The sequence below is a fragment of the Proteus penneri genome (genome assembly GCF_022369495.1).
In the GTDB taxonomy this organism is placed as follows: Bacteria; Pseudomonadota; Gammaproteobacteria; order Enterobacterales; family Enterobacteriaceae; genus Proteus; species Proteus penneri.
The window spans coordinates 818,143-830,525 of sequence record NZ_CP059690.1 but is presented as its reverse complement, the minus strand read 5'-3'; the positions used below and the strand labels follow the sequence as shown (position 1 = coordinate 830,525).

General features: G+C 37.7%; 9 protein-coding genes and 1 other annotated feature. Of the genes, 7 read left to right on the top strand and 2 right to left on the bottom strand.

The window, feature by feature from the left end:
• Positions 1-735: 735 nt before the first annotated feature.
• The 3 genes from H1225_RS03620 to H1225_RS03610 all read left to right on the top strand — a co-directional run bounded on the left by H1225_RS03620 (position 736) and on the right by H1225_RS03610 (position 5,574).
• Complete coding sequence (locus H1225_RS03620; RefSeq protein WP_006537486.1) at positions 736-2,052, top strand: HAAAP family serine/threonine permease; 1,317 nt, start codon at positions 736-738, stop codon at positions 2,050-2,052.
• A 122-nt stretch (positions 2,053-2,174) separates the two neighbouring features.
• On the top strand, positions 2,175-3,539 hold the full coding sequence (locus H1225_RS03615) for an L-serine ammonia-lyase (RefSeq protein ID WP_072062833.1): 1,365 nt from the start codon (positions 2,175-2,177) through the stop codon (positions 3,537-3,539).
• A 364-nt stretch (positions 3,540-3,903) separates the two neighbouring features.
• Complete coding sequence (locus H1225_RS03610) at positions 3,904-5,574, top strand: formate--tetrahydrofolate ligase (RefSeq protein ID WP_239739458.1); 1,671 nt, start codon at positions 3,904-3,906, stop codon at positions 5,572-5,574.
• 150 nt (positions 5,575-5,724) lie between these two features.
• On the opposite strand, the gene H1225_RS03605 is transcribed toward H1225_RS03610, so the two are convergent.
• Entirely contained in the window at positions 5,725-6,927 is a 1,203-nt protein-coding gene (locus H1225_RS03605) for a serine hydrolase (RefSeq protein WP_072062835.1), read from the bottom strand.
• Between the two features lie 158 nt (positions 6,928-7,085).
• Between H1225_RS03605 and H1225_RS03600 the strand changes: the two genes are divergently transcribed.
• Entirely contained in the window at positions 7,086-7,706 is a 621-nt protein-coding gene (locus H1225_RS03600) for a glutathione S-transferase family protein (protein WP_006537497.1), read from the top strand.
• 1 nt (position 7,707) lies between these two features.
• Here the strand turns inward: H1225_RS03600 and H1225_RS03595 are convergent, their stop codons facing one another.
• Positions 7,708-8,529: an SDR family oxidoreductase gene (locus H1225_RS03595; RefSeq protein WP_006537498.1), complete on the bottom strand. Its 822-nt coding sequence runs from the start codon at positions 8,527-8,529 to the stop codon at positions 7,708-7,710.
• Between the two features lie 357 nt (positions 8,530-8,886).
• Positions 8,887-9,016: a sequence feature (His leader region), on the top strand.
• A 44-nt stretch (positions 9,017-9,060) separates the two neighbouring features.
• On the opposite strand from H1225_RS03595, the gene hisG reads away from it, so the two are divergent.
• From hisG to hisC, 3 genes are read left to right on the top strand one after another with little or no spacing between them, the layout of a single operon-like run.
• Positions 9,061-9,960 carry an ATP phosphoribosyltransferase gene (hisG, locus tag H1225_RS03590; protein WP_006537499.1) on the top strand — a complete coding sequence of 300 codons (900 nt, stop codon included), beginning with the start codon at positions 9,061-9,063 and terminating at the stop codon, positions 9,958-9,960.
• A 6-nt stretch (positions 9,961-9,966) separates the two neighbouring features.
• Positions 9,967-11,295: a histidinol dehydrogenase gene (gene hisD, locus H1225_RS03585; RefSeq protein WP_239739457.1), complete on the top strand. Its 1,329-nt coding sequence runs from the start codon at positions 9,967-9,969 to the stop codon at positions 11,293-11,295.
• On the top strand, positions 11,285-12,367 hold the full coding sequence (gene hisC / locus H1225_RS03580; protein WP_006537501.1) for a histidinol-phosphate transaminase: 1,083 nt from the start codon (positions 11,285-11,287) through the stop codon (positions 12,365-12,367). The genes hisD and hisC overlap by 11 nt, the downstream gene beginning before the upstream one ends.
• Positions 12,368-12,383 lie beyond the last annotated feature (16 nt).

The window sequence follows — 12,383 nt, the reverse complement described above, 5'->3', positions numbered from 1 at the left end:
AACAACCTACCCAACTCATTTATTAACGAATTTATTGTTTTTTTTATAAACAATATTCTACTTATAAATGAAATATCGCTATCTTCATTTCATAAAATAAAAGGAATTCATTAATAAATAATCATATTTCATCGTTTCTATATTCTTTCGTCTACTTTTAAACATTATTTAAATAAAATAATTTATTCTTAATTTTCAACAAGATAAATAGTTAATATAATGTTTAAATTGTAAATAAAAATAACCTAATTGATTTTAATCATTTAATCTTTAGTTAATAAAAACACGTCAAAATAATCATTAATATGTGAATATTTAAGTATTTAGCTTTATTTTATACTTGCTTTAAAATTGGAAAATCATTTCAAAATGTTTTAAAACTCTCCTCAAAAAACATAAAATATAAAAAATGTTACATTTTTAGGTTTTTCAGTTATATTTAGCATTTGAGATGGTGATCACGGTAGTTTATCCTGAAAAACACTATATTCTGCACCTCTTAAGTCTGGATATAAACTTATTGAATATTTTTTCAAATTTTAAAAGAGCTTAATTCTTTTGAAGGTTAAAGATTTTTATATTTATATGTAGTAATTGAAGATATTGAGATAACACCAGGTACTCAATACACTCATTTATTCATAATTAAATTTATACCGTAGTTGTTTCTAGAAAATACAATTGCGCTCTTATTTTTATTCATTATTTTTTTACCGCGTTATTTCGGAGAGTATTATGGATACAACCAAAGCTGGTTCTATCGCGTCGGGTAACACCCAAGGTGATTACAAAACATGGCGTAAGTCAGATACTGTATGGATGTTAGGTTTATACGGTACGGCTATCGGTGCTGGCGTTCTATTTTTACCTATCAACGCAGGGATTGGTGGTTTAATTCCTCTGTTGATCATGTTAGTACTTGCATTCCCAATGACCTTCTTTGCACACCGTGGTATGTGCCGCTTTGTGTTATCAGGTAAAAATCCTGGTGAAGATATTACTGAAGTTGTTGAAGAACACTTTGGTAAAACTGCAGGTAAACTGATCACACTGCTTTATTTCTTTGCAATTTATCCTATTTTATTAGTTTATAGTGTTGCTATCACTAATACTGTAGAAAGCTTTATTGTAAACCAAATGCATATGGCAGCTCCGCCTCGTGCAATTTTATCACTGATCCTGATTGTCGGTATCATGTGTATTATTCGCTTTGGTGAACAAGCTATTGTTAAAGCAATGAGCGTGCTGGTATTCCCATTTGTTGCAATATTGATGGTACTTGCACTGTATCTGATCCCAGAATGGAATGGTGCAATCCTTGAGACTCTCTCTTTTGATCACGCAACCACGTCTGGCATGGGGCAAGGCCTATTAGTAACTCTATGGTTAGCTATCCCTGTAATGGTGTTCTCTTTCAATCACTCTCCAATCATCTCTGCATTTGCTGTTGCAAAACGTGAAGAATACGGCGAAAACGCAGAGAAAAAATGTTCACGCATTTTAGCTTATGCACACATCATGATGGTTATCACTGTTATGTTCTTCGTGTTTAGTTGTGTATTTAGCTTAACACCAGAAAACTTAGCAGAAGCAAAAGCACAAAACATCAGTATCCTGTCTTACCTTGCTAACCATTTTGAAGCACCTGTTATCGCTTATATTGCACCTTTCATTGCATTCGTTGCGATTACTAAATCTTTCTTAGGCCACTATTTAGGTGCCCGTGAAGGTTTCAATGGTTTAATCATCAAATCACTGCGTGAAAAAGGTAAAACAATCGAAAAAGATCGTTTAAATAAAATCACTGCACTGTTTATGCTGGTTACAACTTGGATCGTTGCAACGTTAAACCCAAGCATTTTAGGTATGATTGAAACATTAGGTGGTCCAATTATCGCAATGTTACTGTTCCTGATGCCTATGTATGCAATCCGTAAAGTACCAGCGATGAAGAAATATGCCGGCCACATTAGCAACGTATTTGTTGTAGTTATGGGTCTTATCGCAATCTCAGCAGTTTTCTATAGCTTAATTAACTCTTTCATGAGCTAATAAAGCATCAAATGGCTACTTTCTTAAAAGGGAGTAGCCATTGCTTTAGACTTCAAAACTGACACTTAACATTCTAATAATCACACAGTTGCGCCTTTAAATGAATTAGGGAGGCGAATATTATGGTTAGCGTCTTTGATATTTTTAAAATTGGTATTGGCCCTTCAAGCTCACACACTGTAGGCCCAATGAAAGCAGGTAAAGAATTTGTTGATTTGCTTGCTGAAAAAAAACTTCTCTCTTCTGTTTCCCGTGTTATCGTTGATGTTTATGGCTCTTTATCTTTAACAGGTAAAGGTCACGCAACGGATATTGCTATTATTATGGGATTAGCAGGAAATTTACCAGATACCGTCGACATAGATTCTATTACCCCATTTATTAAACAAGTAGAAACAACAGGCCGCTTAATGCTTGCAAATGGCATTAAAGAAGTGGATTTTCCGGTTGAAGGCGGTATGAATTTCCATAAAAGCAATTTACCCCTCCATGAGAACGGCATGACCATCACCGCTTATAATGGTGAACAGGTTCTATTGAAAAAAACTTATTATTCTATTGGTGGCGGTTTTATTGTTGATGAAGAGCATTTTGGCCAACCTGAAGAAAATACAGTTCAAGTCCCTTATCCTTATCAATATGCGGCTGATTTACGTCGCCATTGTAAAGAAACAGGGCTCTCTTTATCTGCATTAGTGATGCAAAACGAATTAGCATTACGTAGCAAAGAAGAAATTTCGGCTCATTTAGCTGCTGTTTGGGAAGTGATGAAATCAGGTATTGAGCGCGGTGTAAATACCGAAGGCTTATTACCAGGGCCATTACGCGTACCGCGCCGTGCTTCTGCATTACGCCGTATGTTAGTCACAGAAGATAAAACGACAACAGACCCAATGACGGTTGTTGACTGGATTAATATGTTTGCCCTTGCTGTGAATGAAGAAAATGCGGCTGGTGGGCGTGTTGTTACTGCACCAACAAACGGTGCCTGTGGTATTATCCCAGCGGTATTGTCTTACTATGATAAATTTATTCGTCCTGTAAATGAAAACTCTTACACTCGCTTTTTCTTAGTTGCTGGCGTTATTGGTTCACTTTACAAAATGAATGCATCTATCTCAGGTGCTGAAGTGGGTTGCCAAGGCGAAGTGGGTGTTGCTTGTTCAATGGCAGCAGGTGCATTAACTGAACTTTTAGGCGGTAGCCCAGAACAAGTTTGCATTGCAGCTGAAATTGCGATGGAGCATAACTTAGGGCTTACTTGCGACCCAGTTGCAGGACAAGTACAAGTTCCTTGTATTGAACGTAATGCTATCGCCGCTGTACAAGCAGTAAACTCATCGCGTATGGCGTTACGTCGTGTCAGCGACCCTCGTATTTGTTTAGATAAAGTCATTGAAACAATGTACGAAACCGGTAAAGACATTAATGCTAAATATCGTGAAACCTCTCAAGGTGGATTAGCTATTAAAATATCCTGTGACTAAACCCATGGATCTTAAATGCAGATAGCTACAATAGATAAGGCGCTGATATCAGCGCCTTTTTTGTTTGTGTAGTATCTATCTCGTTACTCTTCTTTTTTAATATCATCTTTTTGTATGAGATTAAATTATTATCCTTAGTTAAAATATGTTTTTTCAAACGAGCAAAGCATCACTCAATACAGATAATTTAAAGAAAAAATAGGAGATAACTACATAAATTATTTAAATGGCGTGACGATAAACGCGTTATCTAAAGTAAATAACTACAAATTAATCAATCTATTGGTGATATTTAGATTATTGTCTAAAGTTGATAAGTAAAGATCACTAGAGACATCATCAGCGGGATAAAAAGAGAACTAAAATGAAATCAGATATTCAAATCTCCCAAGAAGCACACCTCTTACCTATTCAAGAAATTGCGAAAAATTTAAATATTGATCAAGATGATATCGAGTTTTATGGCAAATACAAAGCTAAATTTAGCCACAGTATTTGGTCAAAAATTGCGGCCAAAAAGCCCGGAAAATTAGTTTTAGTTACAGCAATTAATCCAACACCTGCTGGTGAAGGTAAAACAACCGTCACCGTTGGATTAGGGCAAGCCCTTAACCGTATTGGAAAAAGTGCCATTATCGCATTACGCGAACCCTCATTAGGCCCTTGCTTTGGCATTAAAGGGGGAGCTGCTGGGGGGGGTTATTCTCAAGTTGTACCAATGGAAGATCTTAATCTTCATTTTACTGGCGATTTTCATGCTATTACATCAGCAAACAACTTACTGGCCGCCATGCTTGATAACTCCATTTATCAAGGTAATCCTTTAAATATCGATCCTAAAAAAATCGTGTTTAAACGTTGTATGGATATGAACGATCGCGCTTTACGAAATATTGTTGTGGGATTGGGTGGCGAAAAAGACGGTATTACAAGAGAAGATAACTTTGTTATTACTGTTGCTTCTGAAATTATGTCAATCCTATGTTTAGCTGAGGATATTCAAGATTTAAAACAAAGACTTTCTCAGATCATTGTTGCTTATTCTTACAATGGCGATCCTATCACGGCGAATGATTTACAAGCCGTTGGCGCAATGGCCAGTTTGTTAAAAGATGCTATTAATCCTAATCTAGTACAAACACTCGAAAATACGCCAGCCATTATTCATGGTGGCCCATTCGCTAATATTGCTCATGGTTGTAATAGCGTAAGAGCGACAAAATTGGCTCTTCAACTTGCTGATATCACTATTACGGAAGCGGGTTTTGGTGCTGATTTAGGTGCTGAAAAATTCTTTGATATAAAATGCAGAATGAGTGGATTACGCCCTGATTGTGCCGTTATTGTTGTCACCACTAAAGCACTAAAATATAACGGTGGCTTAGGTAAAGTCGAGTGGAATAATGAAGATTTAAGTGCACTTAAAAAAGGTATTGTCAATCTAGAAAAACATATTGAAAACCTTAAAAAATACGGCTTACCTGTGATTGTTTCACTCAATGCCTATGTTACCGATAGTGTTGCAGAGCATCAGTTTATCAAACAATTCTGCCAAGATAGAAATTGTCGATTTGCAATTACAAAAGTGTGGGAAAAAGGAGGGGAAGGTGGTATTGAATTAGCGAATCAAGTCATTGATACACTTGAAAATGAGCATAGCCAATTCCAATTAATTTATCCTGATAATGCCTCGCTTAGTGAAAAAATTAATACTGTCGCAAAAGAGATCTATGGCGCAAATGAGGTGACTTATAGTCAATCTGCTCGTAACATGTTGGAAAAAATAGAAAAAATGGGGTTTTCTCATTTCCCTGTTTGCATGGCTAAAACTCAATATTCACTCTCAGATGACCCCAAGTTATTAGGTCGCCCGACTGATTTTACAATAAATGTTCGTGAAGTGTATGTTTCTGCTGGCGCTGGCTTTGTTGTCGCCTTAACAGGCTCTATCACAACCATGCCCGGACTACCGAAAACACCTGCTGCTATCACTGTTAATGTTGATAATCAAGGTAAGATCGATGGTCTTATTTAAGCTCTAAAGTAGATATTTCCCCAGTTTTATTGAATATAAAAAAATCCGTAATCATTAAACAATTACGGATTTTTCATATCAAAATAACAACTAGTCTTTCTTTTTGGGTGAAAAACTCAGTAACGCTTTGATAGATCCATTCTTGATAAATTAACCAAAAATAGCATTAAACCAACCGGATACTGTTTTAACAACAAAATCCCAAATACGGCTGAAGAAACCGCCTTCCTCAACCGCTTCTTTTACGACGAGTGGGCGTTGTTCAATCACTTCATCATTTAATAAAAAGTTAACTGTACCTACAACCTGGTTTTGAGTTAACGGCGCTTCTAGTACAGGATTAGTTAACGTAAAAGAGGCTTTCAGATTTTTCAATTCACCTTTAGGAATAGTAATTGAAGCATCATTAGCAACCCCTAATGCCACTTCACCTTTATCGCCGTACCACACTTTTTGACTTGTCAATGGTGTAGCTGCTTTTACTGGCGTTACCGTTTCAAAAAAGCGAAAACCCCAGCCTAATAACTTTTCACTTTCAGCAAAACGTACTTTATCTGATGGTGCTCCTAAAACAACAGCAATCAAACGCATATCACCTTCGGTTGCCGAAGAAACAAGATTGTACCCTGCTCCATTAGTGTGACCTGTTTTCACACCATCGACATTCATATTTTTATTCCACAATAAACGGTTACGGTTTGGCTGACGAATATTGTTGAATGTAAATTCTTTTTCTTTATGTATTTCATACTCTGAAGGAACATCGCGGATCATGGCTGCTGTGAGTAATGCCATATCTTGTGCTGTTGTATATTGCCCTTCAGAATCTAACCCATGAACAGTTTTAAAGTATGTATTTTTTAAACCCAGATTCTTAGCATAGGAATTCATTAAATCAACAAAGGTTTCCTGACTACCCGCAATATGTTCTGCTAATGCGATACTGGCATCATTACCAGATTGAATAACCATACCGCGATTTAAATCAATCACTTTGACCTGATCACCCGGTTTCAAGAACATCAATGATGATCCCTTCAATACCGGATTTCCTGTTGCCCATGCATTACGCCCAACAATAACCATATCGTCAGGTGACATACGACCTTCTTTAATAGCTTGCCCAACAACATAGCTACTCATGATTTTTGTAAGACTAGCAGGATCTAAACGCTCATCAGGTTTTTCTGATGCCAGAATTTTTCCGCTGTTATAATCCATTAATACATAAGATTTTGCCTCAATTTGAGGAGCCACTGGATTATTTACTGCAAATGAAGGACTAGAAATAATTAGCAGTAAACCCATTCCCGCGGTAACCTTACTCAGAACAGATGGAATATTTTTTGTCATTACCGATCACCCTTTTATATCAATTTGTTAAAGCTTTCCTACTATATGGCTTTCTGGAATAAGACGCCAACATTGATATGTAGAGATTTATCTTATATTCATATTTAGGCGCCCTATAGAGGGAAATTTTATTACTTATCGTGGTTTAGGAGACCTTTATGTTAAAAGTCTGGGGTAGAAAAAACTCATCTAACGTTAAAAAAGTTCTTTGGTGTTTAAAGGAATTAAATGTTCCTTATGAGCAAATCGATGTTGGCGGCCCTTTTGGTGGACTCAATGAAGTAAATTATTTAGCGATCAACCCCAACGCATCTATTCCAACCTTACAAGATGATGACTTTGCTTTATGGGAGTCTAATACCATTATTCGTTATTTATGTACAAAATATGAAAATAACACACTCTATCCCATTGTTCTAAAACAACGAGCAAATATAGAAAAATGGATGGACTGGTCAAATGGCAGCCTATTTGCTCCCATCCAACAAATGATGATCATGATTGTTCGTACGCCTAAAGAGCAACAAAATCCTGAGATTATTAACGAGTTGAAAGAGAAGCTTAATAAACTCCTTAAAATTGCTGACGACCAACTGGCAAAAACAACTTATTTTGCAGGAGATACTCTTTCTCTTGCTGACATAGCAATAGCACCATTGGTCTATCCATGGCTAGAAGTTTGCAAAGATAGACCACATTTCCCTCACATTGAGCGTTGGTTTGCACGATTAAGTGAAAGACCTATTTTCCGTGATATCGTGTTACTGCCTGTAAATTAAGTTAATTCATTGGCATTTTGTCGGGATCTGGGTAATGGTAATGGAATCCAAGATCTCGACAGATCTGCTGACCATCAATCTCTCGTATTAAAGGCTTCTCTTCCTCAACAAATTCTGGTGGAATAAGATCAAGTTGATTAGACACTCTTGAGTAAAAATCTTTCTTTTTAGGGTGAATAGGAGCACATAGGTTATATAAATGGCCACCTTCATTCTGCGCAAGAAGTTGTTCGACTGCAAAAATTACATCGTCTAAGTGAACTAAGTTAACGCATTGATGAGCGCCTTTTACCTGTTTTTTACCTGATAAAAAACGTCCTGCATGACGACCCGGTCCGACTAATCCAGCTAACCGAAGAATATCAACCGTAGTCAACGGTAAACGATGTAGCCAGTTTTCAACTTCTGCTAACATTTTTGCTGATTGTGTTTCTGGCCGAATATCCATTTCTTCCGTGATATTACCCGTTTGATTGCCATATACAGAAGTAGAGCTAATGTAAATGACTCTCGTAACATGACGAGACATTGCGCTATCCACCAGCGTCTGAATAGCTTCAACATAATCATAACCACCACCAGCAGCACTAGGTGGTAACGTGATAATGAGAACGTCTGTTTCCATTAAGTAATCAAAATCATCTCTATCACATTCAATTGCGGGTGTTAAATTCACTAAACAGCAGTCAACGCCACTCATTCTTGCTGCTTCTACGCCATCTTCGGTGGTTTTAGTCCCTTTAACTTGATAGCCTGCATCACGCAACGCAGCGGCAAGTGGTAAACCTAACCAACCTAATCCTACGATGGTTATTCGTTTCATTTTGCTCCCCTACTTAAATGGCTTAGTCAAAGTATGCTATAAAATTTCAGTTTCGCCATTACCTATAAACAATACTTATATTTCGTAAACATTTTACATCTCCCTATATACTCGCCTACTTATCCCATTAAGTAAATAAGAGAAATATTAAAATTACATTAAAAACAAAAGGTTATAAAATAATTAAATTATTATTAAAAAATAGGTTGCTTTCTGCTTTGTAAATCATGTAGGTTGAAAGGCAGACAAATTCTAAATGCAGGTTACTAAATAGAGATTAACAGTAACAGGCATGATTAAATAACAAATAGTGTTATTAGCTAGGAAAATAATTATGTATAGCATTCAACTAAACCACCATCATCACCATCACCCTGACTAGTCTTTCAGGCGATGAGTGCTGGAAGACGTTTAAGAAACGCTTCCGGTGGTCTGAATGCAGATAACAACTAAAACCCCGGAAGGCAACTTCCGGGGTTTTTTTATAGCTAATTTTCAAACAAAAAATTAAGACAAGGACAGGGTAATATTATGTTAGACAAAACAAGATTAAGAATTGCAATGCAAAAATCGGGTCGCTTAAGTGATGAATCTCGCGCCCTTTTAGCACGTTGTGGCATCAAAATTAATTTAAACCAACAACGTCTGATTGCTTATGCAGAAAATATGCCTATCGATATTTTACGTGTTAGAGATGACGATATTCCTGGATTAGTCATGGATGGTGTTGTTGATTTAGGGATCATCGGTGAAAACGTTTTAGAAGAAGAGTTATTAAAGCGTCGTTCACAAGGTGAAAACCCCAGTTATCTAACATTGCGTCGTCTTGATTTTGGTGGCTGTCGTTTATCTCTTGCGACCCCTGTCGATTTTGATTACCAAGGTGCGGAATGCTTAAATAATACTCGTATCGCAACCTCTTATCCAAACCTGCTCAAACGTTATTTAGACCAAAAAGGTATCAAATTTAAATCGTGTTTATTAAACGGCTCTGTTGAAGTCGCGCCTCGTGCGGGCCTTGCTGACTCTATCTGTGACTTAGTTTCTACTGGCGCAACATTAGAAGCCAACGGTTTAAAAGAAGTTGAAGTGATTTATCGCTCAAAAGCGTGTTTGATCCAACGCGACGGTGAGATGGAAGCCGATAAACAAGCTCTTATCGACCGCTTACTAACGCGTATTCAAGGTGTTATTCAAGCTCGAGAATCAAAATATATTATGTTACACGCACCAAGTGATTGTCTTGAAGATGTCATCGCATTACTTCCGGGAGCTGAAAGACCCACTATTTTACCTCTGGCTGGAGACCAAAATCGCGTTGCGATGCATATGGTAAGTAGCGAAACCCTATTCTGGGAAACAATGGAAAAGCTTAAAGCACTAGGTGCAAGTTCAATTCTTGTTTTACCAATTGAAAAAATGATGGAATAAGGTGAAATGATGAAAACAGGTTTTAGTACATTAATTTACTGGAATAAATGCACGAGAGAACAGCAACAACAGCTATTAACTCGCCCTGCTATTTCTGCATCAGGTTCAATTACAGAACAAGTTGCTAGCATCATTTCACAGGTACGCAATGAGGGAGATAAAGCGCTTAAAACGCTTAGCCAAAAATTCGATAAGGCCGCGCCGGAAAGTGTTTTGGTGTCAAAATCGCAAATCGATGAAGCCTCATCACGACTTGATAACAAAATAAAACAGGCAATAGCACAGGCGATGAATAATATTCGTCGCTTTCATGAGGCGCAAATTCCTAACACTATCAACGTAGAAACTCAGCCCGGTGTATTTTGTCAGCAAGTAAGCAGAGCAATTGATGCAGTAGGACTTTATATTCCCGGAGGTTCAGCGCCATTGCTTTCAACCGTCATGATGTTAGGTATCCCAGCGCGTATTGCAGGTTGTCGCAAAGTTATTCTTTGCTCTCCCCCTCCTATTGCTGATGAAATTTTATATATTGCTCAACAAATTGGTATTGATGAAATTTTCCAAGTAGGAGGCGCGCAGGCGATTGCAGCCATGGCGTTTGGTACAGAATCTATCCCTAAAGTAGATAAAATTTTTGGCCCCGGTAATGCGTATGTAACGGAGGCCAAACGTCAAGTCAGCCAATCGCTACAAGGTGCAGCAATCGATATGCCAGCAGGCCCTTCTGAAGTTTTAGTGATTGCTGACGCGGATGCAAATCCTGCATTTATTGCTGCTGATTTACTGTCGCAAGCAGAGCATGGCCCTGATTCACAAGTCGTGTTATTAACACCCGATGAAACCTTAGCAAAAGCGGTTATCGCTGAAACGGAAACACAACTTACTCAATTAAGCCGAGCTAAAATTGCCAAACAAGCGTTAGCTGAAAGTCGAGTCATTATTACTCGCGATCTCGATCAGTGTATTGAAATCAGTAATAGCTATGGTCCTGAGCACTTAATTATTCAAACCAATGATGCTGATACTCGTGTTGATAGCATTACCAGCGCCGGATCTGTTTTTCTTGGTGCTTGGTCGCCTGAATCTGCAGGAGACTATGCTTCTGGCACGAATCACGTTCTACCAACTTATGGTTATACATCAACCTACTCCAGTTTAGGTTTAGCTGACTTTATGAAGCGAATGACGGTACAAAAACTGACAGCAAAAGGTTTATCCGATTTAGCAGAAACGATTGAAATATTAGCACAAGCTGAACAATTAACCGCTCACAAAAATGCGGTCACACTTCGTGTTAATGCTTTGGCTCAGGGGAAAAATAACGATGAAAACTGAATTTGATATCACCACACTTGCCAGAAAAAATGTACGCGAACTGACGCCTTATCAATCTGCTCGACGTTTAGGCGGAAATGGTTCTGTTTGGTTAAATGCAAATGAATACCCTATCGCTCCTGATTTTACTTTTAATGAAAAAAACTTAAACCGTTACCCTGAATGTCAACCTGTTAACGTTATTAGCCGTTATGCAAAATATGCCGGTGTAAATACTAATCAAGTTTTAGTTAGCCGTGGCGCAGATGAAGCTATTGAGCTCCTTATTCGTGCTTTTTGTGAGCCGAGTAAAGACGCAATGCTCTATTGTCCACCGACATATGGCATGTATAGCGTTAGTGCTGAAACTTTCGGTGTAGAACAGCGTGTTGTCCCTGCTCTTGCTGATTGGAGCCCTGATGTCAAAGCCATCGCATCACAACTTGATAATGTCAAACTTATCTATCTATGTAGCCCAAATAATCCAACAGGAAACATTATTGATCCTTCGCTTATTCGTGATGTATTGGCATTGGCTAAAGACAAAGCCATTGTTGCGATAGATGAAGCTTATATTGAATTTTGCCCACAAGCCTCGGTTGTTTCATGGCTTGAAGATTATCCGAATTTAGTTATTTTGCGAACCTTATCGAAAGCTTTTGCTTTAGCAGGGCTGCGTTGTGGCTTTACGCTTGCTAATCCACCTGTCATTGAATTATTACTAAAGGTGATCGCGCCATACCCGCTTTCAACACCTGTTGCAGATATCGCTGCGCAGGCATTAACAGAAGCAAGTATTGAGATAATGAAAAAACGAGTGGCAGAAATTTCGCGTAACAGAGCCATTTTATCTGAAACGTTAAAAAAATTGCCTAATGTTGAACAGGTTTATAACAGTGAAACCAACTACATTTTAGTGAAATTCACTGATGCTACCCTAGTTTTCCGAACTTTATGGGAACAAGGGATTATTTTACGCGATCAACAACGTCAATATGGGCTTAATGGCTGTTTGCGTATTTCTATCGGTACAGCAGAAGAATGTGATAGCGTGATTAATGCCATAAAAAATATTCAAACTGCAAACGTATAAAACATTAAAAACGATA